Source organism: Mycobacterium sp. ELW1, from assembly GCF_008329905.1.
GTDB lineage: Bacteria > Actinomycetota > Actinomycetes > Mycobacteriales > Mycobacteriaceae > Mycobacterium.
The window spans coordinates 169670-195532 of record NZ_CP032156.1; the positions used below are offsets into that span (position 1 = coordinate 169670).

Annotated in this window: 20 protein-coding genes; all 20 read right to left on the minus strand. The window is 67.2% G+C overall.

Annotated features, from left to right (window positions below):
* Nucleotides 1-152: 152 nt before the first annotated feature.
* The 20 genes from eccE to D3H54_RS30880 all read right to left on the minus strand — a co-directional run bounded on the left by eccE (nt 153) and on the right by D3H54_RS30880 (nt 25591).
* A complete protein-coding gene (eccE, locus tag D3H54_RS30785) occupies nt 153-1856 on the minus strand; it encodes a type VII secretion protein EccE (RefSeq protein WP_149383954.1) in 1704 nt (567 codons plus the stop codon).
* Entirely contained in the window at nt 1853-3517 is a 1665-nt protein-coding gene (locus D3H54_RS30790) for a S8 family serine peptidase (protein ID WP_149383955.1), read from the minus strand. The genes eccE and D3H54_RS30790 overlap by 4 nt, the downstream gene beginning before the upstream one ends.
* Entirely contained in the window at nt 3517-4974 is a 1458-nt protein-coding gene (gene eccD, locus D3H54_RS30795) for a type VII secretion integral membrane protein EccD (protein WP_149383956.1), read from the minus strand. Before eccD ends, D3H54_RS30790 begins: the two co-directional genes overlap by 1 nt.
* A 59-nt stretch (nt 4975-5033) precedes the next feature.
* Entirely contained in the window at nt 5034-6695 is a 1662-nt protein-coding gene (locus D3H54_RS30800) for a MinD/ParA family ATP-binding protein (RefSeq protein ID WP_149383957.1), read from the minus strand.
* A gap of 65 nt (nt 6696-6760) precedes the next feature.
* The gene (gene eccB, locus D3H54_RS30805) at nt 6761-8278 is read right to left on the minus strand and encodes a type VII secretion protein EccB (RefSeq protein WP_149383958.1); all 1518 of its coding nucleotides are present in this window, start codon (nt 8276-8278) and stop codon (nt 6761-6763) included.
* A gap of 78 nt (nt 8279-8356) precedes the next feature.
* On the minus strand, nt 8357-9223 hold the full coding sequence (locus D3H54_RS30810) for an ESX secretion-associated protein EspG (protein WP_149383959.1): 867 nt from the start codon (nt 9221-9223) through the stop codon (nt 8357-8359).
* A 92-nt stretch (nt 9224-9315) separates the two neighbouring features.
* Nucleotides 9316-9612 (minus strand): WXG100 family type VII secretion target, encoded by a 297-nt coding sequence (locus D3H54_RS30815; RefSeq protein WP_149383960.1) that lies wholly within the window; start codon nt 9610-9612, stop codon nt 9316-9318.
* Nucleotides 9613-9653: 41 nt separating this feature from the next.
* Nucleotides 9654-9974, minus strand: coding sequence for a hypothetical protein (locus D3H54_RS30820; RefSeq protein ID WP_149383961.1), 321 nt, complete (start codon nt 9972-9974; stop codon nt 9654-9656).
* 84 nt (nt 9975-10058) lie between these two features.
* Complete coding sequence (locus D3H54_RS30825) at nt 10059-11288, minus strand: PPE domain-containing protein (protein WP_149383962.1); 1230 nt, start codon at nt 11286-11288, stop codon at nt 10059-10061.
* 15 nt (nt 11289-11303) lie between these two features.
* Nucleotides 11304-11609 (minus strand): PE domain-containing protein, encoded by a 306-nt coding sequence (locus D3H54_RS30830; RefSeq protein ID WP_149383963.1) that lies wholly within the window; start codon nt 11607-11609, stop codon nt 11304-11306.
* A 207-nt stretch (nt 11610-11816) separates the two neighbouring features.
* Nucleotides 11817-15989, minus strand: a complete 4173-nt coding sequence (eccCa, locus tag D3H54_RS30835; RefSeq protein WP_149383964.1) for a type VII secretion protein EccCa — start codon at nt 15987-15989, stop codon at nt 11817-11819.
* A gap of 101 nt (nt 15990-16090) precedes the next feature.
* The gene (locus D3H54_RS30840) at nt 16091-16642 is read right to left on the minus strand and encodes a hypothetical protein (protein ID WP_149383965.1); all 552 of its coding nucleotides are present in this window, start codon (nt 16640-16642) and stop codon (nt 16091-16093) included.
* Nucleotides 16643-16655: 13 nt separating this feature from the next.
* Nucleotides 16656-19139, minus strand: a complete 2484-nt coding sequence (locus tag D3H54_RS30845; RefSeq protein WP_149383966.1) for an EspK C-terminal domain-containing protein — start codon at nt 19137-19139, stop codon at nt 16656-16658.
* A gap of 19 nt (nt 19140-19158) precedes the next feature.
* Nucleotides 19159-19404 carry a hypothetical protein gene (locus tag D3H54_RS32085; RefSeq protein ID WP_286199362.1) on the minus strand — a complete coding sequence of 82 codons (246 nt, stop codon included), beginning with the start codon at nt 19402-19404 and terminating at the stop codon, nt 19159-19161.
* 526 nt (nt 19405-19930) lie between these two features.
* Nucleotides 19931-20617, minus strand: a complete 687-nt coding sequence (locus D3H54_RS30855) for a hypothetical protein (RefSeq protein WP_149383968.1) — start codon at nt 20615-20617, stop codon at nt 19931-19933.
* 416 nt (nt 20618-21033) lie between these two features.
* Nucleotides 21034-21366, minus strand: a complete 333-nt coding sequence (locus D3H54_RS30860; RefSeq protein WP_149383969.1) for a hypothetical protein — start codon at nt 21364-21366, stop codon at nt 21034-21036.
* Nucleotides 21366-23024, minus strand: coding sequence for a PPE domain-containing protein (locus D3H54_RS30865; RefSeq protein WP_149383970.1), 1659 nt, complete (start codon nt 23022-23024; stop codon nt 21366-21368). Before D3H54_RS30865 ends, D3H54_RS30860 begins: the two co-directional genes overlap by 1 nt.
* A 3-nt stretch (nt 23025-23027) precedes the next feature.
* Entirely contained in the window at nt 23028-23336 is a 309-nt protein-coding gene (locus D3H54_RS30870) for a DUF2694 family protein (protein ID WP_149383971.1), read from the minus strand.
* Nucleotides 23323-23631, minus strand: coding sequence for a type VII secretion target (locus D3H54_RS30875; protein WP_149383972.1), 309 nt, complete (start codon nt 23629-23631; stop codon nt 23323-23325). Before D3H54_RS30875 ends, D3H54_RS30870 begins: the two co-directional genes overlap by 14 nt.
* Nucleotides 23632-23692: 61 nt before the next feature.
* On the minus strand, nt 23693-25591 hold the full coding sequence (locus tag D3H54_RS30880) for a DUF4226 domain-containing protein (protein WP_149383973.1): 1899 nt from the start codon (nt 25589-25591) through the stop codon (nt 23693-23695).
* Between the last annotated feature and the right edge of the window lie 272 nt (nt 25592-25863).

Consider the following 25863-nt stretch of genomic DNA (forward strand, 5'->3'; position numbering starts at 1 on the left):
GCGCGTTGAGCAACGGGTCGCAGCGCGACGCCCGAGGGGCGTTGTCCTGACGGGTGCGGATCCGGTGTGGGCGGATGTCCGTTGTGCAGGAGAGCAGCCGCGCGCCGGCGGCATGCCACAAGTTTAGCGGCGGCTCCGACGCGCAGCACCGCTCAAATTCCGAGCCAGGCCTGCTCTTGGTTGAACGCCACGATCGCCACCTCGATGGTGTCGGCGGCGGTGGTGATGCGCACCGATTCACGGGAGATCTGCTGAAAGTGCATGTCGGGTTGCTGACCGGTGGGCTGGGCGCGGCCCAGCGTGATCACGGTGGCCGACAACCCGGTCGGTGGCGGCATCACGGGACGGTCGTTGACGATGATCGACGGCACGAACTCCGCGGGCCGGCGCCGCTCGACGACAGCGATGTTGGGTTGGGACAACCCAATCCAACGGTTGGGCTGGCTGGAGTAGATCGCGATCCGTTCCCCCACCGCCGCGGCCCGGATGAGCAGCTGGCGCACGTAGTAATCGCCGGTGTCCATGACGATGCGGGTGGCGCGCTGCGGATCGGTCAATGCCAGCATGACCAAGTCATCGAGTTGCACTTGCGGATCTGCGCGCCGGTCATCGAGCAGTGCTGCCCCCACCAGGATTCCGGTGGAGCCGATGGGTATCTCCAGGGTCGTCGGGTCCCCCAAGGCACGCGAGGGGATCTCCAGACGTGGTGGACGCGCCGTCGGTGCGGGCCGCAGCGCTGCGGGATATTGGTCGCCGGGCAACGTGTTCAGATACAGCGTCGGAGGCTGTTGTGGTGGCTGCGGGTCGTTGGTGCGCACGATCGCCGACACCATCACCGGGCCGTCGCCGTCGGGGGCTTCCACATAGCGGCGTTTGAACAGGCTCAGTGTCAGCACGACCTCATCGGTGCGCAGCGCCCACATCTGGTGCAGTGAGGCGGTGGTGATGTCCTCAGGTGAGAAGTAGTACGTCGTCAGGAAGCCGGGGTGGCCCTTGACTCTGCGCCAGCCGACCTCACTACCGGCCTTGGTGCGCCGCCGGGTCGCGGCGCTGGTCGAGCGGAACGGCACCGGGGCCGCGGGACTGTCGGTGCCCTCGATCACCGGAGGTGTTGGCGCTGACTGCAAACGGGCTCCGAGCCGATCCAGGGCGGTGTCCAGTTCGGCCGCGCTCAACGCGGTCGCGCGAATGTCACGTTCCAACAGTGCGTTGATGATCCGTTCGGTGGCTGCGGCGGCAGCCGCCCCGATCGAGTGTCGATACTGCAAGCCCGGCACCGAGTTTTGGATGTCGAGGCGCACCACGAACTGCACGGTGCGCTGGCCGGCGGCGGGCCGATCGGCCAACAGGGTGCTGTACAGCGGCGGGTACTCGTTGCCGCGGCGCACTCGGTGCCCGGCGGGCACCACGTCAATCGCGAGCTGAAGCCCGCCGGGCTGATCGAGGAGCTCGGTGAGCACCTCCAGCGGCAACACGTTGCGCGTCAGCGACACCGTCGAGCCGCGCAGGAACGTCAGCGAGTACGGCTTGCCGGTCACCTCGATCATGGTGAGGGCTTCGTATTCCTCGACCCGCACTCCGCACACGATGTTGCCGTGCGGTACGTCCACCGCCGCGGCGGCGGGCGGTCGCTTGCGGCGCCGGGAACGCCACCGCGCCACGGCCGCCAGCCACGCCGGCACGTTGCGCCGGTGCAGCGTCGGCACCAGCAGCAGCAGCGCCGCGGCGGTGATCGTGGCGGCCGGCCACCATCCGAACCGGGCTGGCGGCAGCACCATGAACGACACCAGCGCAATGACTTCCAGGGCCACGACCACCGGTGTGCCGGCGCGTACGCCGACTGTGCGTGCCTTCATCGCATCATCTTTCGTCGCATCGCCACCACCGCCAGGGCGACACCGGCGAGCACGAGCACCGCCGCACCGCCGAGCAGTGCGCTGTTGCGGGGCCGCAAATCCGGGCCGGGAGGGGCCGGGGGCACGTAGAGGTCGGTGCTGAGCTGCTCGACGGGCTTGGGATCGCCCAGCGGCACATCGAAGGTCAGCGCCGCCACCGGATCGACCACCCCGTAGCCGACCTGATTGTCGACCCCGCGGGCCGGGTTGTGGGCGGTTTCGGTGATGCGCCGCATGACTTGCGCGGCGCTCAGGTCGGGAAACTTCGCCCGCACCAACGCGACCACGCCGCTGACATAGGCGGCTGAAAAGCTGGTGCCCCAGAACCCGGCGCCCAGGCCCGGTTCGTCGGGGCGGGCGTTGACCGCGGCGCCGTTGGTATTGGCCAGGCCCATGATTCGCCAGCCGGGAGCGGCCACCGACACCCAGGGGCCGTTGATGGAATCCGGCAGCGGAAGCCCCTCGGGGGTCACCGCCCCGACAGTGAGGACGTAGTTGGAGAACCACGCCGGCGTGACGATCGTGCGCACCCCGTTCCAGTCGCGCGGATCGTCGGGGTTGAGCGGGTTGAACGCCGGGTTCTGGCCGCAGTCCTGTCCCTGCTCGGGCTCGCCCTTGTTGCCCGCGGCGGCCACGATGACGATGTCTTTTTCCACCGCGGCGTAGCGGATCGCCGCGCCGAGGGGATCCTGGTTAACCGGGGCGGCGGCGTTGATGCACGAGGCCAGGGACACATTGATGACCCGCACCCCCGGCAGGTCGGCGGCGTGGCGGATCGCCTTGGCCAGGGTGACGATGTCGCCGACTTTGCGCTGGCCCTGCAGATCGCCCGGGCTGGGCCGTGCCGGGGTGAACGCCGTCGACGACTGCCGAATCGAAATCAAGGAGACGTCGGGGGCGACGCCCACCACGCCGTCCGGGCCGTCGGGCGGCGGTCCGGGGACCAATGGTTGAGCTGCCCCGGTGTCGCCGGGTCCCTGCGCCGGAGGGGGCCCCGCCGGAGGGGGTCCCCCAGGAGGAGGCTCCGCAGGGGGTGGTGGTGGCGGCGGTGCGGGTGCGGTCACCGTCGCGGTCGCTGTGATGGTCGGCGGCGGCGGGAACGCCGGCGGTGCGGGGTTGGCCGGTATACCCGGCGGTGGCGGAGGCGCGCCCACACCTGCAGGACGCGGCGTGGGCCGGTCGGCAGGATTGGCCGGGGCGGCACCGATGATCGACGCGACGATCGTGCCGTGACTTTCGCAATCGGTCAGCCCGCCGTCGGGCAAGCCCTGCACGAAGTCGCCGCCGGGAAACAGCCGCGGAAACCGCGGATTCGGGGTGACGCCGGTGTCGATGATGGCGACCGTCACCCCCGCGCCGGTGGAGTATTGCCACGCCTGCTCGATGTTGAGCATGGTGTTGCCCGGGGCGGGCTGGGTCACGTTGGGATCGCCGACCACCACCGGTGAGACGCACGCCTTGGTTTGGCGCATCTCCTGCGGCGGGCCCGGTGTCTCGTCGGGCGGCAAGGCGCCCGGGTCGATGACCGGCGGGGCGATCGCCAGCGCCGCCGGGGGGGCCATCAAGTTCGCGCTCAGCAGCCCGAACGCGGCCAGTGCGGCCGCCACACTTCTGCCCCTCATCAGTGCAACCTGATGTACTGCAGCAGGCCGATCGCCCACGCCGCGAACGGCACGATGAGGGCATACCCGATGTACTCGAGCCATTCCACGACCTGGCGGATGGGTTCGGAGAAGCTGCGCGAGGGAATTACCGCGCCGGCCAGCAGCCCGGCCACCGCCACGGCAAGCACTGCGGCGGCGGCCACCACGACGGCGACAGTGGCTGACGCAGGCGCGCTCAGCCCGTAATGGAGGGGAATGGCCATCAGCGACAGCGCTGAGCCACTCACGAGCGTCACCGCATGGCGGCGGTGCCGCAGCCCGCGGGCCCGCAAGATCAAGCACACGGCTGTGACCACGACGACGGTGATCGACGGCCACTGTGAGCCCGAGCCCGGATCGACGGCCCACCAGGACGAGGCCAATTGGACCGCGGCGATACCGAACAGCGTGCCGGTGAGCACCCGGTTGGATCGGCGCGCGACCTCGGCGACGTCTTCGCCGCGCAAGGTCACGTCATGGGCCGCCGACTCCACCGGGGTCAGGGTGTCCTCAGGCTGGCCGGGCGCGCGAGTGAACATGTCGCGGCCGGTGATGGATTCGAAGCTCTGCCGCGGCACCTTCGACATCCACAGACCGATCGCCGTGGCTGCGCGGGAGGCGATCAGCACCGCCATCAGCATCACGATGGCGATGCGCTGGGCGGGGACGTCGAAGAACATCCGGGTGACGGCGGCCCCGACGATGGCGGCGGTGACGGTCAGGACCGCCGCCGCGGCGGTCCAGTGCCGCCCGGTCATCCGCGCCAGTAGCAGCACGCCCACGCTGGCCACCACGGCGGCCAGGAAGGCATGCGGGGCGCCGGGCTGGTCACCGTAGGGTGCGGTCGCGCCCGCCAGGACGACACCGATCACGGCGGCCCACGCGGCCCCGTCGACGATCACGCGGCTGGCTCCCGAACGGGCGGACAGCATCGCTGCGGCCAACAGGACGACCGCTGTCGCGGCGAAGATCGCCGGACTGAGCCAGAAGTGCTGCGCCGCCCAGCGCAACCGCCACACCAGCAGCGCCGCGCCGCTCAGTGCGGCCGCGGTGAGCCCGCCGGCGACCACCACGGCGTCGTGGGTGGACACCGGTGGAAAGTGGGCGTGCGCCCAGCGGGCCAATGCGGTCGAGACATTCTCGATAAGCGGCGTATACCGGCGGGCTGTTTTCTCGGGGACGAAGGCCAACAGGTCACCGTCGGAGACGCCCTGGGCCGCCAGTGACACCTCCTCCGACAGCCGCGTCATGCCCACCGCTCGGGCGAACTCGTAAGTGCCCGTAGGGAGTTCGTCTTCGCCCTTGCTGCGCAGCAGGCGATTGACCGCGCCCAGAGTCGAGTCGGTCAGCGCCGAGAGCGGTACCGCGGCCGGCAACACCAGATCAATCTGGTGGGCATCTCCCACCAGCAGCGACACCCGGCATGACGAGGGCACCAGCGGTCCTCCCGGGGCCGAGGATGATCCCGACGTGGCAGTCGATGGCCTGACCGTGGTCATCGGCGCCCCCGCGGGCCGTCGCTGGTGGCCGGGAAGTGCTCGGCGATCGCCGCGGCGATCTCGATGAATCGACGCCGAGTGGTCTTGTCGACCTCGTTTTGCACGTCGATCACCCCGCCCGGACGCAGGTTGCCGTCGTAGGGCACCTCGACGACGAGCTGGCCGCGCTGGCTGAACTGCTCGTGGAGGACCTCCCGGGTGCGTTTGTCGGCGTGGCCGTCGCTGTCGTTGAGGACCACCACCGTTCGATGCAGCAGGCCGGTGTGACCGGTATTGGCCAGCAGCTCCATGGTTTGCGCGGCCGCCGAAGCCCCGTCGACCCACATCGAAGACACCACAATGAGCGCGTCGAGGTCGCGTAGGACTTCGCGGGTCACCGAGGAGTCCATGGTGGATCCGCAGTCGATGATCGAGAGGGTGAAATGGTTGTCCAGGCGGGCGGTGGCTTCGCGGTAGATCGACGGATCAAGGACGCGGCGGCGCGCTGTGGATGATTCGCCGGCCAACACGAACAGCCCGGCGGCGTTGTTTCCGACACGGGATCGCACGTCGGCGAAGGTGCGTAGGTCCTGATCGGCGGCCAGCTCCCAGTAGGAGCCCTTGGCGTTGGGATCGACGCGCAGGCCCAGCTTGCCGAACGCGGTGTCAGCGTCGATGGCCACCACCCGGTCGTCCTGGCGCAGCTCGGCGAAGACCGAGCCCACACCGGCGGCGACGGTGGTCTTGCCGACACCACCTTTGCCGAGGACCCCGATCTTGTAGCGGCCTCGAAGCAGTGAGCGGATCTTGGCTTCCAACTCGGCCAGGCGGCGCTCGTCAGGTGACTGACCGAAGTTCAGCAACCCAAACGTGCTCTTGTACATGAACTTTCGCCACCCTTTTCCGGGCGGAATCTTGCGTGTGGGGACAAGTTCACTGGGCCGAATCGAGTCGACATAGGACCAGTTCGCCGGCCCGGCCGCGGCCGGGGGTTGCTCGACCCAGTTGCGTGGATCACTGGCGGGTTGGGGCCCGGAACGGTCCGCCGGCCAGCTCTCGCGCTGCTGTTGCGATCGCTGCAGGCCGGGCTGCTGGGAAAACGGTGGCGCCTGATGCCGTGATGGTTCAGCAGCACTCCACCGAGGCGGGGAGCCCGTCGACGCAGCGCCGCGCTGCCCGGCGGCGCTGTCGTCGTAGTGGCCTGTCGCAGAGGAGTTTTCGCGCAGCGGTGGCGGCCCGAAATCGCGTCGGTAGTAGATCGTGGTGGTCTCGGTGTCCGACGGACGGTAGGGGCTGGTCTGTTCGGACTCCTCCGATTCGGCGGCGGGCTGCTCCACGGGCGTCGCAGCAGGCGAGGCGGCCTCGGGATCGGCCTCGGGCTCACGGTGTGGCGCTTGCTGCGCCCGCGCCGGCGGGAGGTCCGACCCGGGGGCGCGACTGAGCGATCCGGGGGCGCGACTGGGCGAGTCGGGGGCGCGGCCCGGCCACGGGGGCGGGGGCGGCGGTGAGGGTCGGGCGTGAGCGCCCGTGTCTGCACTGCCGGTGGGTGGCAGCGGGGGCGCTGGCCAGCCCGGCGGTGGCGGTGGCGGCTCGGGGGCTTGGTTGGAGGTGTCGCGGGAATCGCCCTCGGTTGAGGAAGGATAGCCCGCCTGCTTTGGGGGAAGGTCGCGGTCAGTCACAATCCGATCCTATCAGCGTGGATGTTGTATATCGGCACTAGTTTTGGAGCCTCGATTTGTGACGGCTAGCTTCCGGCTGCCCTGGTGGGAAGCGCTTCACCACCACCCACCGGGGCCAGGGTGTCGTGCTGGACCATGGCGTCGGCGCGGGTCAGCGCCGGACCCGGCGCGAACGCTCGGATGAGTGGCCAGGGCGCTTGCTGCGAGCGCTGCAGAGACACCCCCAGCGCGGTGAACGCCTCCTCGGAGAGCTCAATCCCGTAGCGCACACCCTGATCAGAAATCCACCACATTGCTTCCCGCGATGACGCTGCCGGCGCAGCACTGGTGGTCATCACCAGATTCGTTGCGCCAGGGCTGATATACACCTGGTCTGCCTCAACGGACTGCGGGTCGCGTACCCCCTTGGGCAGATGGACAAGCCGGTTGTCTGCCGAACCGAGAGGTATCGGCAGACCCTGCCCGGACAGGATGGTGATCTCGGCGGCGCGATCGGTGGCGCCCTTCGACCAAGCCAGGCAGGTCGTCGCGTTCACCGCGGTATTCACCAGCCGCAGCCGAGTTGCCGGATAGAACGACACCGGCAAGTTGTCCACCACCGGCACTGGGGCCAGTTTGTCGGGAGCCACCTGTATCGGGGCCACGTCGCCGAACGAGTTCGCCGATCGCAGCAGTGACGCGACGAACGGCGAAATCCTCTGCACACCGTCCCGCAGCAACACGTATAGCGATTCTGCGGTGTTGGGCTGGCCCAGCTCGCGCACCGAGAGCACCGACCCGATCACCGCGCCGTCGGCAACATCCCAACGGGACTTCTCCCCCGCCCCCGGGATCGCCGGACTAACCAACGGATCAGTCGCCGGAAGAGCGTCAAACAACGCCCGAGACAGCGGAATTGGATCCGGAGCGGTGGTGTCCACGCCCAACGCCAGGGCCACGGCCTTATTGCTCAGATCGATCTCAGAACGGTGCCCCTCCCAGATGACGTAGGTGCGATCACCGTAGCGACCCAGGATGGCGTCAGGCATCTGCAACGGCGCTGATCGCTGGCCAACACTTAGCTGCCCGGCGATCGCGGTCACCACCGGTTCAGAGGCCGCCGACGCGGTCGACGTCGCCGTAGGGGCGGTGTCACACACCGCCCACTTCGACGATGCTGCGGTACGCACGGGCATCGCTGCAGGAGCGCCCACGATTCCGACGAGCGGGCCCTGCGGGTACTTCTCCAGTTCCGGGGCCTTGACAAACGTCGGGTTGGCCTCCTGGCCAGCGATCAGCCGGGCGCTCATCAGATTCAGTGCCGGGTGCAGCCTGCCGTCGACCATCACATAGACCGCGCCGGTGTCGCGGTCGGCCAAGATCGCCGACTGGCCCACTTGCCCGGCGGGTGAGCACATCGACAGCATGAACATCAGCGCCATCGCCAGCAGTGTGAACGTCACCCCCAGGATCAGCGCGGCGCTGCGGCGCTGTTCGGGATCGTATTCCAGCCGCACGCCATGATGACTCAGTGCCGCCGCATTGCGGCGGTTCCAGAAGTAATGAGCCGTCACTTGCAGCCGCGAGGTCAGATTCAGCGCCATGGCGCCAACCTTACTAGCGGCGATACCCCGAAATCGGCACTAATTTTTCGCCCCCCGACATGTGCACTCATGGTCAAACTACGCGGCGGCGCGCGGCACCGACAGCAGACCGGCGAGGTCGTCGCGCAACGCCTCCGGCGTCGCCGGCCACAGGCTCATCCACTGCTTACCATCGGCCGATGTACTGGTCGTGATGCTGACGCGCCCAAATTCGGTGTCGGCCACAGTCACCACCTGCGGATGAACGTGCTGGCCGATACCGTGGTCGATGACCATCGCCACCGCCATCGCCGACTCATCAAGGCGTGTGGCCGCCGCCAGCACCTCGGCCTGCTGAGGCTGCAATCCCAGCCGGCTCACCGCGCCGATCACCGCATCGCGGCCCTGCGGCGCAGCGGCCTCCAGCGTCGACCGCATCACGTCCGCCGGGATGTTGACCCCCTCGATGTCGGCCGGCGCGGCCACACCCAACGCCGGCACCAGGGTTTGACACATCAGATCCACCTGGGCGGCCGGGTCATCGGTTTCGCCGACAGCATCAATGACCATGTCGTTGCCGTCGCGCGCCGCCATCGCCAGCCATCGCCGGTACCGGCACACCACCACCACCCGTTCGTCCACCGTGGGACTCTCGCCGTTGTGAACCGGCTCCCCCGAGGGCCGGCGAATCGCCAGCACCGCTTGCCGATCGGGGCGGCTCAACACGGCCATCCAGTCCCGCACCGGCTCGTCGACCGCCCCGCCGGGCTTGATCACGCCCGCCTCGACGAGGCTCAGATACTCCGCAGTCTCGGCGATAGGGACCGGCCCCGCGGTGCTGTCGACGATCAATTCGTGATGCACCGACGGAATAAACGGCTTGAGCCGCAACGCAACTGGCATCGATTCCACGCCCAGCAGCGCCTGCAATACCCACACGCCCCCGACCGTCGTGGTCAGCGCCATGTTCTACCCCTCTCCTCTTTGAGCAGCACAAAGGGGGCCAACCGGAGTTGGCCCCCCTTTGCGCGTTGTCGCTACAAGCTCCCTGGCGGGCCTTAGACCAAGAAGGTGTTCGCTGAGGCTCCGTCCTGGGAGACGAAGTCCACACCGGCCTGGTCGGCGGCCCCACCGTGGCGGTGGATGACCTCTTTGCCTTCGTTGGTGGCGTCGATGATCATCTGCTGGGCCTGTGCGTAGGTGACCGACGCCTGATCGGTGCTGAAGTACTCGGCGATGCCGCCGAGCAAGTTCTGCGCCTCGGAGGCGATGCCGTCCAGCTCGCCGCTGAACGTGCCCAGTGCGGCGTTGTAGTCCACGATCGCCGCGGGGTTGACCTTGATCATTCCGTCCATAGTGGTGGATTCCTTTCGAATGTCTGTGGTGGTTGGGATGGTCAGGTGAAGCGCAGGCCGCCGGCGACCGACTGGATCTGCTGGGCGCTCTGCACGTCGATGTTGGTGAAGTCCGGGGCGCTGTTGCGCAACGCGCCGATCAGCGTCTCCCACCGCATGTTCATCTCGCGCTGGGCCTGCGAGATCTCCTCTGCGGTCGCGACATTGGCGACACCGGCCTGCCCGTCGAGGCCACCGGTGGCCTGCAGTTCGGTCGAATGCTGCATGTAGCGGCTGAGCACGTCGAGCGCCCGCATCTTGAGGTCGTCGAGCTGGTCGGCGGTGGACTGGATCTGGGCCGCCCCAACAACTTGTTGTGACATGAAAACTCCTGTTCTGGAAGATGTTTTGCGTTCTAGGAAGAAGTGTATGGGCGTCTACACACCCCGCCGTGCGCTAATCTGTTGTTACCTGTCCCCCCTGTCACCAGCCGATCGGGCAAGCGTGACCTGCATCGTTCGTCCCTGTCGCTGCTCGGTCGCCGACCCGCCATCTCGTCCCATCGCCGAGGCCGGAGCGCCATAGAGACCGCCCGTGCCCGCACCGCCTGACGGGTGAGGCCCCGCAGCCACCGGTTCGGGAACCCCGCCGAATCCACCCGGTAACTTCGGTGCGGTCGGGGTGCTGAAGCTGCCCACCGGGCGGGTGTAGGAACTGGTCGGGACGACCCCGCTGCCGCCGGCGCCGATGCCACCGCCGCCCCCGCCGCCCCCGCTCAGCGCCGCCATCGCCGGCGAGGCCACCGGCGTGCCCGTGAGCGGACCCGCCGACGGGGCGCCACCGAGGCCGCCCATGCTCGAGGACAACGGCCCCAGTAGGCCCATCGGCATCTGCGCGAACTGGCCGAGCATTTGGGGGGCTTGGCCGAGCATTTGGGGGGCTTGGCCCAGCATTCCCGTCATTGACGACAACTGACCCATCATCGCCAACGGCGATCCCATGGCCGAGAGCGCATCGGCCGGCGCTGAGGCCGCTTCGCTCGCTGGCACCGCCGCGGTGCTGGCCTGCTGCATGCTCTGCGAGCTGGCCTGTAATGCACCCTGGACACCGGTCTGTGCGCCCGCGTTCGCTAGGGCAGCCAGCGCTGCCGCCGGGTTTGGTGCCATCGGTGCGAACGGAGGCGGTGTGGCCAGCACGCCCACCGCCGCGGCAACGACACTTTGAAAACTGGACGCGATCGCGGCGTTGTGGATCCACTGCCGGTCATACTCGGCGACCAAGGCGGCGATGGCGGGCGTGTTCTGCCCGATGAAGTTCGTCGCGACCAACGCCTCGGTGTCAACGAGGTTCTGATCCGACACCGGGCCAGGCACCATCGTGGTCTTGGCCAGGTGCCAGGCGTCCACGATCGCTGTCGCCTGCACTACGGCTTCCTCGAACCAGGCCACCGCCGTGCCTAAGATCGCCGCGAACGCTTGCGCGGTCATCGTCATCGCCGCGCCGCCCGCGCCCTGCCAGCCCACCGCGGCGGTGGTGCTGGTGCTGGTGGTCATCGTCGCGATCTCGGCCGTCAACATCGCCGCGACCGCCTGATGTGCCGCCGCACAGGCCGCAGCGCTGGCAGCCTGATCACCGGCGGCGTGCTGGTAATAGTTGACCTGCGGCGGGTTGAGCGCCGAATCCCCGAAGCCTGGCATGGGTCTTCGACAGTTCTAGATGGCCAGTGCCGTCTGCTGCAGCACGTCCATCGCCGCATAGCTGGTGCCGTTGACGCCGACGTTGCCGGCAAACATGGCCCGGGTCATCGTCAGCTGAGTCAACGCGGCCACCGCGGCAGCTCCGCGCCCGTTCAGAGCGGCCGCAGCGGCCATCGACGCCGGATCGCTGCCGGGAGGCAGCACCGTGGTCATGACCGGAGCCGCTCCGGACGTCCCGGCCGCCATCGTCCCAGCGCCCGCGGTCTCGGCAGCTGACAGCATTCCCAGCAATGCCGGATCGACTCCAATTGGAACACCCATTGTGTTTGCCTCCCGATTCGGTGTGGTGATTTGGCCTCAGTTTAATGGCAGTCAGAGGGGGCACCTGCGCTAAATTCCGCAGCGCCGCGGCTACCAGCACTGACCTGCGGGTTTGTCGAGCATCGCTGCGGAAATGATCCCGCATCGGCCCAGCGGGACACCGATTCCGTTGCCAACCCGGCGCCGCGGCGGTGTCTCGTCGGCGCATTAGCTTGGCCTCGCCGATGTTGAATGCCGCCGAGGCGTCGCGCGGGCCGGTTCGGGAGTCCAAGCCACCAGCACACCGTCGGTGCCGCCGGGTTGGACGTAGATGCCCTTGCCTTGACGTTGCGGTTCAGCGTAGACGCCGCTGATGATCGGCCCGTTCTCTCGGCGCCCGTCCAGGATGACGGTCGGTTGCAGCCCGCCGACGAGTCTGCCGAGCACGCTGTTGCCGGAGGCCTGGAAGCTCCACAGCTTGATGTCGGCGGCGGCGATGATGTGCAGCCCCAACTGGTCGGCGCCCTCAACGTGGCTCGCCAGCTTCAGCAGCGGATTTTCCGCCGAGTTCCAGGACGTGATGTCGTCGATGACCACGAAAATCTTGCGGCCCGTCCAGAACTGGCGCGACAGCATTTCGGATGGGCTGGTGCCCGGCGGCGGGGTGCGCCTGTTGAACAAGTCGTCCAACTCGGTGGCGGCCAGGGCGATATCGGCGCGGGTGTAGGCATAGCGAGACAGCCACGTGTCCTCGGGAACCACGCCCAGATGGCGCCGCCGCGGATCGATCAGCACAATGGTGGCCTCGTCAGGGCGGTAGTGGGCCATGATGCTGTGCATCATCGTGCGCAGAAACGCCGTCCGCCCGGACTGCGCGCGTCCCACGACGACGGCGTGGGGGTTCTCGGCGAAGTCGACGAACGCGGGCCCCAGATCCGATTCGGACAACCCGAACGGGATGAGGTCGCGCTGCGCACCGCCATTGATCATGGCCAAGACGTCGGCCAAGGGCACCAACTCGGGCAGCCGTTTGACCTCGGCGAATTTCCCGGTCCCGGCCACGCGGCGCACCACCGCGCCGACGCCGCGGGAGTCGATGCGCCCGGAGGGATCGTTGGCCAGTACCGGCTCTCCGACCATGATGTGGAATCCGGCGGCGCTCAGTCCGCGCCCGGGCTTGACAGGAACCTCCTTGCCGCGGTTGATCGTTGGGTCGCGGCGGCCCAGCTCCGATTCGCGTTCGTCGGTCATCCGCAGCTCGATACGCTCGGTGGACAGGTTCTTGATCGGGCTGGGAATCTTCGACAGATAGCTGGTGTGAGTGACGATGGTGCGCACCCCATAGTTGCCGGCCCGCTGCAACGCGAGGAACTGATCGACCTGTTTCTGTCCCGAATCGTTGAAGTTGGCCCAGCCGTCGATGACCAGCACCACATCGCCACCGGATATGCCGATGTCGGTCGGGTTGGGGCCGAACTTGGCTTCACGGACCTGTTCCATGTCCAAACCGCGGGCCGCGAAAAGTCGTTCACGCTCCTCGACGATGCCGCGCACGGTGGCCAGCAGGCGGGTGACGCCCTCGGTGTCGTGCAGCGCTGCCACCCCTGCCACGTGCGGAAGGTCCTTCAATCTGTCCAATTGCGGGCCACTGGCGGCGATGCAGTAGAACTGCACCCGCTCGGGTCGGTACATCAGCGCGCCCGCGGTAATCATCGTCATCACCGCGTTGGTGTGGCCCATCCGCGGGGCGCCGACGATGAGCACGTTGCTTTCCAGCAGATTCAGATAGCACACATCCTGGCGGTGTTCGCGGGGGCGGTCCTCCAGCGCCACCGGCAGCACCAGACCCGGATTCTGACCGTAATCGACATCCCACGGCTTGCCGCCGCGTAGGCGGGCCACCAAGTCGTCGGCGGCCGGCGGAACACCCAGCGGCGGGAGCCACATCTCGCGCGGCGGGGCGGCCCCGGTTGCCTGAAGCGAGCCGATCACCGCGTCGATGATCTTCACACTCGTTTCTTCGGGCACCCGAACAGGTGCCGCGGTGTCCTGCTCGACCGGCTCGGCGAGCAGGCCATCAATGTCGGGCGCCTCTTCGGCGGTGAACGGGCGGGGCTCAAACCAGGTGCCGGCCTCCAGCGGCCGACTGTCATCCGGCCCGGATTGCGGCACGAAGTCGGCCGAGGAATAGAAGAACCGGAACTGGCGCGGCTGGCGTTGCGCTACCCGTAGATATGCCGTTCCCTCCGCGCCCTTTTCGTCGATTTTCGCGGCGATACCCACACCGAGCGCCTCGCGGGAATCTTCCTCCGTGCCAGTGCGGCCGGCGATGGTGAAGCCCAGCAATTTGCGGATGTCGCGCAGCTTCTGGGTGTCGACGGTCTGACCGACCAACTGCAGGAACATGTGGTAAGCGCGGCCCTGGCGCATGATGCGCCAAAACAGACTGCGGAACTTATCGCCCCAGTCCTTGTCGCTGAGCAGCTCCTGGTATTCGTCGGCGATGACCCACAGCACCGGCACCGGCGGCAGCGACGGATCGGTCAGCCGCCGCTGGTTGTAGACCGTCAGGTCCACCACGTCGGGCCCCGCGGCGTTGCACAATGCGCCGCGCCGATCCAGTTCGCCCTCCAGGGCCTCATACATGCGCCCCACTAGGTGGCGCTCATCGGCGAGGTTGCTGACGCTGGCCACCACATGCGGGAACTGTTCCAGCACGCCGGCCGCAGACTTGAGCTTGAAGTCGAAGAACACCACGTTGGCGACCTCGGGCGAATGGGTCAAAGCCATCGACGCGACTTCGGTGATGATGCCCTCGGACTTTCCGGCGCCGGTCGTGCCGATGAACAGCGAGTGCATGCCCATGCCCTGCTGGCTGCCCTCCTTCAGATCCAGTTCCACAACCTGGCCGCTGTCATCCAGGCCCACCGGAAACCGCATCCAATCCGGCCCCTGGCTGCGCCGTGGTGACCACAACCGGTCCACGTCCAAGTTGCGCGGATCGCGCACTCCCAGCGCGTCAATCAAAGTGCGCTGCTGAGTGTTCTCACTGACCGTGGCAGTGACACCGCCCGCGGCGCGATGGCGGGCCATCGCTCGAGCGAACCGCTCGGCCGCAGTCACCGACATCTGGTCGGCCGTGGCGTAAAAGGCGTCGTCGAGCTCGTCAGAGGACAGATGCTGCACACCGCTGACCGGCGTGAGGTCCTCGGCGGGCATCCGTTTACGCAGAGCGCCGTCGACGAGGCGATAGGTCGTCTCCGGGGAAAACCCGATCCAGCTTTTCGTGCCGAACGCATCCTGCGGCGACGGCGGCGGCACCGAGGGCGCCAGCCGCACAAAGCACGTGCCGGCATACCCGGCGCTACCGGTCAGACCGGCCCAATCCTCCGGGGTCCCGCAGTTGTCGTCGATGATCACCCGAAACGGCAACACGGTGTTCGCGGTGCCGTGCAGACCGCCCACCGGTGGCGCCCACTCGCTGCGCGGCAGCTCGGCATCGTCGAAGAACTCCTCCAGCCCTGCCGGCGAGGAAAACAGCAACCGGCGCTCACCGCAGCCGTCGCGCTTGCTCTGATGCTGCATATGCGGCAGCCACTTCGTCCAATCCCAGACCGACGGTGCATCGCTGACCACCAAGATCTGCAGATCGGCAGGGCTGTGGAACGCCGCCAGCTGACACATCATCGCCCGCAACAAGGCCCGAGCCTGATCCATGTCACCGACAATCGACACACCGGCGAAACGCGGCAGCCAAATCACCTTGGCCATGTCGTCGATGTATTCCTGCTCCAGCAGGAACTTGCGCAGCGCATGCCCGGTAGCGGGCTCGATCTGTGACGCCTCAGGGATCTTCGGCTTCTCGATCTGCATCGCAAGCTTCACCTTGCCGACCCCGACCCGGACCTCGCCGAACACATCGGTCGCCGGATCAGACCCCGGCGAGCGTTCCCACATCCGCTCCGTGCCCACCGCGGCGACGAGCTTCTCAGGATCCCAATGGAAATGCTCGCGGTGCTCGAACTGGGCGCGGCGCTGCACCCCGATTTCATCGCGCACATCATCCTGGCGGGCGAAATAGTTGGCGCGGTACTGCCGAAGCTCACCCCACGACATCTTCTGCGCGGCACCGCGGCCGCGGAAAAGCATGCCGGCCATGCCGATCAGCATCATGATGCCGAAAATGCCGAAACCCGATGCGAAGCTGCGCATTCCGGACACGTACATCGCGACGATGAACCCGACCACACCCACAATGAGGGCGATCGGCAACACGATCCCCCACACGCTGCGCGGCGGCGGGATGGGCGCCGGAATAGGCGGGTCAATCGCGATCTTGCCGCCGGCCGTGGCCGGCGGGCGCGCGATCGGACCAGGCCGCCTGAAAGGATGAGTCGTCACGAAAGCAACCCTAACCCCGCCCAGCACCCCATATCGGCACCAATTTAGAACCCCCCGACAACTGACCCATCAGGCCGTTGACAACGCCAACCAACGTCCACTCAGACCGTTCTGACCGGTCCTGACACACCCACGGAAGAGCCGGTGTTGCTGACCGGCGCAAGCCCGCCGAACCCACCGCCGACCGCGCCGCCCGGGTCGATCGGCTCGACGTCGTCGACCCTGATCATCAACCCGTTATCGTCGTATTCCCAATGCCAACCCTCAGCGCCAGTATTGCTGACCATCCGGGTACTCGGGGTGCCACCGCCGCTGGCACCAGGGGGCGGCGGCGGCTGCATGGTCTGGGAAACCGATTTGATGTCGGCCGCGCTCTCGATGTCCTGCGCCCTGAACTCGGTCGTCGCGGTCTCAGCCTTCTGAACCCCTTCAATAGGTTCAGGCGCCAGCGTCGCCGAGGCGTGCGCAACATTCTTGGCCACCGCAACCGCCACGGCGTTCGCGGCCACGTCGATCGGCGAGCCCGCAGCAGGCATAGGAACCGGACCAGGTTGGGCGGCCCGCGTCACCTCACCGGCGATCGACTGAGCGGTCCCCGTCACCGCCGCGGGTAAGACCTCGATCGGCTTAGCACTCCCTGAGGCTGCTGGCATCAGTCAACTCTCCTCACGCGGCCATCGTGGGCCATAGTTCGGCTTCTTTCGCAATATGCCTTGCGGTGTAAGCGATCTCGACATACTCCGGGGTATTACTACGCCACCACGACAGCAGCTCGGCCGCGCGCGCCACATTGTGGAAACACCGCGCATACGTCGACGGCCCAACATCACCGATCACCCTGCCGGGCCGCTGGCCGGCACTATCAAGGATCGCCGCGCGCATGGCAAGGTCGAGCTCATTCCACAGCTCATCGGACACCGGCTCACCATTCTCGACCGCCGTGGCGACCTGGCGGATCACCGGAGGAACCTGAAAGCCAAGCAGCTCAGAGGCTCTCGCCAGCGCCGTCCGCACAGCAGCAACCGTCAACGTCCACAACTGCGAACGATCCACTACCCCACCGGCGGTCAAGCGCGCGTACTCGGGGCGGTCAATGGTCTCCAGACGATGCATTCGCGTTTCGTCCAACGAGGGCGGCGGCGTCTCGGCCTTGATCGGCGACGTGGCCAGAGCGCAGTTCTCAACCTGCACCAGCCCGGCATCCCGCGCCGGTGCCGCGGTGCCGCCGTAGTCGGTCGACACCGCCAACGCCCACAACTCAACGTTGGGGTTACTTGCCATGCACAGCTGCCCGTACGCAAGCATCGTCTGAGCGGGATTCACCCAGCCGAACCACCGCGCGTGAAAGTCCTTATCCAGACCCGGATCTGAGAAAACTAGGCGCGCAGAGTTAGGTAGGAACACTCCTGGGGGAATGAAGCCGCTGCCCTCGCTGCTCACTACCCACGCCTGCGGACCCGACGACGTCTTGAACATCCCCACGCACCAGTCGATGCAGCCATACACGCGGGAGGCATGCATCAGCTCGTAGACCAGTTCCGACGCCTGATCTAACAGCGGATCAGGCGCCGAGGCCCGCGCCCCCGCTGCCGCGCCGGCAGTGGTGGCACCCACACCCGACGCGACCACACCCGGGGGAAGCGGTGTCGCTTGCCCAGCGCTGGCCGGCGGTGCCGGGGGCGGTGCAGGTGCCGGCGCACCCGCCGACGCCGGCGCGACCTGGCGCGGCTGCAAATCCGAATTGAACGGAGGCAACGGGCCCGCCGGCGCCGCCGGCGGCATCATCGGAGCACCCCCCATCGAGCCCATATGCCCAGCGGGACCACCCGCAGCCGCCGCAGGGGCGGCCGAGGTGACATGCGCTGGCCCGCCCGCCGCCGACACCTGCGGGCCCGCCGAGCCATAAGCCCCCGTCGTCGAACTCAGCGGCTGCGAGGGCGGCGGAGCCACCGGCGGCGGCAACACAGAACCTGCGCCCCCAGCACCCAGGCCGGCATTGAACCCGCGAGAAAAATCAGTCGGCGTTGCGGCCGCCGGCGCACCGCCGGCCGCTGACGGAAGGCCCCCCGACGCAGGCGACACCGGCGACGGTAACCCGCTGCCCGACGAAAGCGAACTCGGCGACAACCCACCCGTGCCAGCCGAAGACAGACCACCACCCGACGGCGGCTTAAACCCACTACCCAACGAGGACAACGGCGATCCTCCACCACTCCCGCTCGCCGGAGAAGATGACACCGCCGGGGGTGGTAATACCGGCGACGCCTCTGTCGGCAGGAAGGCGCCGGGCGTCTGCTTTCCCCCGAGATCTTGAGTTACCGGCTCTCCCGTGGGTGACTCTTGCGTCTGCTCACCAGGTGTTGTGGGTGACGTCGGGCCGTCGCCTTCTTTCGGGAGGTCATCTCCTGGTTTAGCAGGCTGCTCAGAATCCGGATTTCCACCTTCTAGAGGGAGGTTGTCTCTCGGGAGTTCTGTCGGTGGGTTTCCTTGGCCGGTGGGGTTGTCCAGGGGCATGACGTTGTCCCCATTGCCGCCGTTCTCCGTGACGTGATCGGCGGGGCTGATCTGCCCATTCGACGAGGACTGACTAGCTGACTCGCCACCGATGTTTGCTGCCTGCTCGGCGATAGATGCCGCGGAATCGGTCCCGAAGGCTAGCGCTTCGACTTCGGCCGCACTGACAACGGCTTCGATCGCCATATAGATCGCCGCGACAGCGGCGCCAGCTCCCAGCGGTGTTGCCGCCGCTGCTTGAAGCTGCTGCTTCAGCCGATCAATTTCCTCATGGGCCTTGCGGTCGATCTCTTCAAGCCGACCTTGGGCGTGCCAAATGAGCTCGGAGGTCTCCTTGACCGCCTTCGACATGTCGCCATATAAGTCGGATTGGTTGATCACCGTCTGCGCCGTGCGGTAACTGCGCTCGCACATGGCGTCGATCATCTGTCCCGAGTTCTGAGCGCCCAGCTCATCGGCAGCGCGTCGGATCGCCGCTGCCGCCGCGCTCAGATCGAGGCTCTTCTGGTGGAGACCACTCGCCGTCTCCGACCACGACTCCGGTGATGTCCTGGGCCAAACCGGCCCAACAATGCGCTGCGAGTACGGCCGGTTCGGCATCCCCGGCGGCCCGGCAGCACCAGCTGAGGCCGGCACTACTCCTTAACCCCCACAGTCACCATCTGACTCCCAGCTCCTGACAAATCCTCAAGGGACCGCCGTAGGCGACAAGGCTGTCATTCCACGCTGCGTCGTCGTAAGGCTCCTCCGGTCCGGGTGCGATGTTGTTCACATAGAGCCAGAGGTCATCGACGTAGCGCTGAAGGGTCCGCTGGAGTCGAGGCTGAATGCCCGGATGCTCGTCCATAACCGTTTCGGCACGGACAACCCAGTCTTTGGTGTCAGCGATGAAAGCCGGCATGCCTCCGTCACGCGCTGGGGTGCCTCGCGGGCCGAGGCCAAACCAATCTTTGGCCGTAGTGCTGTACTCGCTCATCAGTGGAGCGATTGCCGTGCAGAGCCCGCGGTCAGCTACCTCAGTAGAGGCAGTGTCGGACGCTGTAGCTGGGTTGTCGGCCGGTTGCGCGGCGGTGCTCGACTCACTGCGAGCGCGGCCGGTCAGTGCTACTACCAGCGATGATGCCGCCAGGACCACTGCCAGCAGGATACCGGCCGCAGCGAGCGCCGTGCGCAGTCGGCGCGGCTGCGGCGGGAGGAATACTGGCGGTTGTGCCGGCGGGGGTGGTGGTGCGGCATAGCCGGACGGGCCAGGGCCAGGTGGCGGCCCAAAAGGGCCGCCGTTCGGCGGCGGCACGTATGCTGCTTCGGTCTTCCCACCCGCGGTCATGTATTCAGGGTAAACGCCACTAGCAAGGTCTGACATCGCCAAATTCTGCGCACGAGCGCGTCCGCGCTGAGAATTCGGTGCGAAGGCCCCCCGTGATTGGTTATGGCGAGTTCAGGCCGTGGTCACGCAGCCACTCCAGCGCGTCGATGCCGGCGAGGTTCTCGTCGAGCTCCAGGACTTGACGGATCACGGCATTCGTGCGATTCACGGCCACAGTGCTCACGGTCTGGACCTCAGACTCACCGGCCGCAATCACCCGCTCGCGGCCCTCGTCATCGCCAGGATCGAGCTTCTTGATCTTCCTGTCGGATCTGCGCCGGATCTCTTCCACACGTTCGTCACCTCGCCTACGGATTCCAGCAGCGCGGTCAAGGGCCTGCGAGACGGTGGACATCTTCCGCGCGGACTCAGCGTGTCGCTCACCGGCCCACTGCATCATTTCCTCGACAGCGGTAAGCATTTCGCGCCACCGGTTGGTGCCAAACAGTGCAGTAGAGACGTCCATGTCCTCGCTGCCGATCGCCAGGCTAGCCGCCTTCGCATCGGGAATCGGATGAGCCATCAAGTGTGCGCGCCAGTCCAATAGCTTCTCTCGTCGCTCTTGCCAATCGCGGAGTTGTATCGCGTGATCGGCTTTGAGGACCGCATTGATTGCAAGGCACAGTCCGGTGAAGGCCGCCTCGATCGGTGTAGCTCCCGGTTCGGGGACTTCCACCAAACCGTCCGACACGGGACGCGGTTCGCGTAGAAGCTGGTCCACCACCTGAGTTAGATGATTCGGCTTCATAACTAAACTCTCCCCTCCCGGCGCTTGCTACCGATTCTGTACCGAGGCAGTGACACGGTGGTCGGCGCGGGCCGCCGTCATCCACTCTCTGTGTCGGTGACAAGACGACATTTAGTGCACGGGCGGCATGTGGGGGTGCGGTAGCGTTCGTGGTGTTCCGGTCGCGCCCCCCGAGGTCGGAACCGGAAGGGCCCGACTCCTCCCACCCTAGGTCGGGCCCTTCCACCTTCCGCTTCCCGTCGAGACTTTCTCACCCGCAACGCGTTTCACGAACGCAAACGGCCTCGATTTGCGCTGTCCCTCCCCGGTCTGCCTGGCGCTCCCGTGCGCGGCACGGGAAGTGCTGGCACTCTCTTGCCTTTGGGGTGGCCCATCATGTGTTGTGGTGCAGGCTCTTTGGGTGAGAGCGACAGCGGTCAGACCTCGTTGATGCTGTAGTGTTCCCAAAATTCTTTGCGGGACAGCATCATTGCTTCGTTGGCTGCGTCGAGCAAGTCGTTCAGCTTCTTCTCTAGCGCCAGGTTGGTCAGCGATGTGCGGGCCGCCTCATGGATGAACAGTTCGAGAAGGCGGCCGTCGTCGCCGAGGGTGAACCGCACGAATCCGTCGGGGTCTTCAACTTCGGTGCGTAGCGCGCCCAGCTGGGCGATCATCTTGTCCAGGCGCTCGAGAGTGGCGGCCTGCTCGGCTTCGGAGAACTTAACCTTTTCCGCGTCGCCGAGATCGTCGAAGCCGCCCCCGCCGAGCACTACGGGCCATCCTTCGGGCCGACGGTAGTGATGCGGCGGATCAGCGGAGCGTTACCGCGCTGGGGTGGATCGTCGTTTGAAGGGGGATCGTCGTCCTTGCGGTTGGGGGCGGTTGCCGAGACCGCGATCCGGTCGGCGCTCACCTTGCCTGTGACCGATTCGGTGTGGGGAAGGTCTTTTCCCACAACCTGTTTGGGCTTGCCGTTGCGGTCTTCGGCAGGCCCGCCTTGTCCTCCGGCCATGGGCGCCATGGGCATTCCGCCCATCGGCATCATGCCGGACCCTCCAGGGCCCCCGGTTGGCGTCACCGGCGGCGGCAACGACCCACCGGTAGGCAGGGTCGGCGGGGTTGGGTTTGGCCCAGTGGATGGTGTTACCGGTGGCATCGACGGCGTGCCGCCCGAGGCCGGAGAGGTCGCACCGCCGCCTCCGCCGCCGCCGAAGCCACTCATCTCGTCCAGCGGGGCGTCCTCTAAGCCCATGTCCTCGGTGCCGATGTCGTCGAGCTTGGGCTGCATCAACCCCGACAAGCTCTGGGTGGCTGCGCCCATAGCCTGGGTGCCGGCCTGAATGACGGATTCCGGTGCCTTCATCAGCGACGACACCGCGCCACCCATCAGACCGCCCGCTGCGCCCAGGACGGTGGGGATCATGCTGGGAAGCATTGAGGCGAGCTGGCCGGCCATGTCCGGCGAGCCCGGTTCCCCTGGCTTCGCCTCGCCAGGAAGACCCGTTCCGTCAGCGGCGCCTGCCGCGGCTTCGTCTGCTGGGACATCGGGGATGCCGTCACCGTCCAGGTCGATCTCACCGGCCGTCGTGGCCTCGGTGGTGGCGTAGTAGCCGCCAAACCCCTGCGCGGTTTGCGCCTCCATCTGCGTTTTCTGCTCTAGCGCGTTCGCCAGCGGCACCGCGTACATGCCCCCGGTCTGCGCGTTGGCTTGAGCAAGGGTTTGCAGCTGGTGATTCATCGCTTGGAAGTCGTTGGGGGTGGGGATATCGCTGCGCGCCTGGGTGACTTCTTGGGCGTGGCGATTGGCCTGGTCGGCCACGGTGTCGGCGCGCTGGCCGGAGGTCTCAAAGGCGTTGGCGTACTTGATCAGGTGGCCCCGCACGACGTCGGTGGCCACGGGGCTGTCCCAGCTTTCGGGCAGGTTGTCGGCGACCAGACGCACCGCGGCCGAGGCGTCGCGGGCCGAGCCGGCCACCTGGCGCCAGCCGGCGATGAACGCTTCGCCGCTGGCGGCGTCGCCGGAGTGCACCGCGTTGGAGATCACCTCGGCGGGGGCAGCCGGTGGAGGGGCGAGGATGGGGCGTGCGTCGGGAGCCACCGGCGGTGAGGGTGGCGCCCAGCCCGATACCGAGGCGCCCTCACTGCTGGTGTTCAGCTTGGAGATCTTGGCTGCATTGGCGGCGTCCTTGGCGGTGAAGCCCGCCGCGACGTTACCCAGTTGCGCGGCGGTGGCCGCCAGTCCCGCCGCCTGTTCGGCGAGCACGCTGGCCAAGGTGGTGCCCGCGGTGGTGAGTCGGCCAGCGGCGCCCACTGAGGCCGGGTCGGCGGCCAGTGCAGGGTGATCGGGGTTGGCTGCGGACAGTTCTGACAGTGCGGCGGTGATCCGTTGCGCTGCCGAGACTAGTCCGCTCGGGTCAACAGAAACCATGGTTTACAAGGTCCTCAGTCGGTCACGTGCGGCGGCCAGATCCCTTTCGGTGGGGAAATCTGCGTAACAGACGGGGTCGAGCTTGGCTTGCTCCATCTGCTCGCGCAGTGCCACCTGACCCTGAAGATACGCCACGTCGGCGCAGGTCATGATTCGCTGAGCTAATTCGTGCATGTTGTCGCGCATCGCTTTGGGTTCCAGCTGAACGCCCAGGATGGAGCCCTTGACAGCGACTCTGACCAGGACCGCATCGTCGGGGGTCCTGGCGAGGAACGCCTGCTCGCTTAGCGGCAGGGCATCATTGCTGGTCAACTCGGAGGTTCTCTGCGTTGATCTCGTCGCGGGTGACGAAGTTGGCCGCTTCTCGGCGCAGGCCGATCGCGGCGTTGCGGTGGGTGTGCTCATGGTTGAGCAGTGCAGCGTCGCGGTTGACCATCAGGTCCGATACCGCTGATTTGAACTGGTGCATGATCGGGCCGAAGGTGCCCACCGCGGCGAGGATCTCGGTGCTGGCTTCCCGGGCGGGGGCGATTTGGTCGGCGACGTCGTCGTGCTGGTTGGCGACGGTGCGCATCACCTCAGGGTCGATGTGGATCGGGTTCGTCATTTCTCAGCTCCTTTATCTGGACATTGTCGCGATTTTCACCCGCGCCGTCATGCGGCGGGGGTTATCCGGTGGGGGTTGGCAGCGGCGCGCTGGCCAGAGGTGCCGGGTTGGTCGTGTCGGTGGGCACCGGTGCGGGTGGTGATACTGGGACAGGCGCGGGCGCCGGGGTGGGCGCGGGTGCACCGATCGCGCTGGGATCGACCCAGCCCAGGAAGTCGGGGCTGGCTGCGATCGAGGACAGCGGAACGACCTGCCCGTCTTGCAGGCCCTTTACCGAGCTCAGTGCCACCTCGTAGTGATCTTTGAACATGCCGAGCATGCCGGCCGATAGACGCGACGGGTCGACGGGGTTGGTGACCGGTGTCCCTGGTGGAGGCAGCTCGAAGTGCTGCTCGCGGAACGCTTCGTCGAGTGGTTTGCCATCCAGATGTGCCTTGACGGCCTGGGCCAGTTCCGGGGTGCGCGCGTTGGCGGTGGACCCGTCGGGCAGCGTGATCGTGGTGGGCGGCGGCGGCGGTGGACCCGGCGCCGCAGGTGGAGCGCCCTCGCCGGGCGTGCCTGCGGGCGTGGGTTCTGGAGGTGTGCCCGATTGCGGCGTCGTCGCCGGTGGCGTTTCCCCGGGCACGGGGGCCTCGTCCTTCTCCTCGTCCTCGTCGAGCTTGTCGTCGTTGTTCTTGTCTGTCTCCTCGCCCGGGTCCGGCTCTTCGCGGCGGGCCTGCTCGCCGAGCTGGGAGGCCAGCCCGGCCAGTGGTGCAGCTGCTCCGGTGAGGGCATCGAGGGGGCTGCCACCGCCGAGGCCGCCGCCGGGCGGGAAGGCGCCCATCGCGGCGGGCAGCGCCGAGGCCAGCCCGGCCAGCGGATCGGCGCCAAGGGGTCCGCCCATTCCCAGATCTGACATCATCGGATCCGGCATCGGCTCCATCGGGCCCAAGCCAAGATCGGTCAGCGCGGGATCGGCGGCCGCCGGGACCGCTGCGGGGGCCGACGCCGGCGCCCCTGGTTGGGCGTTGGGATCGGAGGGGTTCTCGCCTGTTTCGGGTGAGGCGCCGTCCATGTCATACAAGGCGGCCAGCGCCGACGCCGCTTTGGCTTGGTCCTCGGCGGTCAGGGTGCCCGATTTGAGGACCTCGCCGATCTCGGCGACCTGGCTGCGCAGAAACTTCAAAAACGCTTGTTCCCCGGCGGGGGTATCCAGCGACATCGCCGGGTTGTTGACTGCCTCGATGATCTTCTGCTGGATGCCGTTGAGCTTCTGCTGTCCCTCGGCGGTCGTGGTCCGGGCGGTCAGCATCGCCTCGGTCAGCTTGCCCTCGGCCTCGCTGAGTTGGCTGTAGCGGTCCTTCATCTCGTCGTGCAGCTTGCGCACGGCGTCGGCGGTGCGTCCGGACTGCTGCTCGTCGGTCTGCACGCCGGGCTGGCTGCCCGGCGGTGCCGCGTCGGGCCGCTGCTCGGTGCCCACGACGTCACCGTTGGCGTTGTAGTAGGTGCGTTTACCCGTGGCCGGGTCATCGACGTAGGACGCCGCCAGCGGCGCTACCTGCCGGCCCTGGCCATCGACCGGAACGTATTGGCCGGCCTCGTTGCGGCGGAACTCGGGAAAGAAGGGCTGGCCCGTCTTGCCGTCGCCGCCCAACAGCGACACCGAGCCGTCGTTGTTCATCACATAGGTGTTGCCGTTGTCGCGGTAAGCCAGCGAGCCATCAGTGGGCACCCGCGTGCCATCGTTGAACACCAGGTAGCGGTCGGCGCTGGGATCAGAAGTGTTGAACCGCATACCAGGATCGCCGTAGGCGGCCTGCGCCTTGTCCAGCACCGTGTTCCAGTACGGGTCAGAAGGACTGATGTTGTGGGTGAACGCTCCCCCGTCCGGGCGCCAGCCCGGATCCCAACCCATGCCGAAACCGGTCACCGGCTTGGCGTGCCAGGACACCAGTTCGTCGAACTTTCGGGCATCGGTCACCGGGAACTCCTCCGCCCCAGCGTTATTGAGCCGTGCCGGGCGTGCGGACCGCTCAAATCAGAAGCGGTCATTAGAGATTGCCTCTTCGAGATCACGCGGTGCGGCAAACGCCGGCGGCCGCTCAGGGGTGGAGTCACCGCCGAACACCTTTCGGGCGCGGGTAACCAGGCCCAGCACATCGCTGGTTTGTTGGACCAACGTGGGGTCCGGCCCCTCCGTGCCGTGGCATCCACACATGTCTGACCTTCCTTTTCGGGTTGACTCATCGAGCC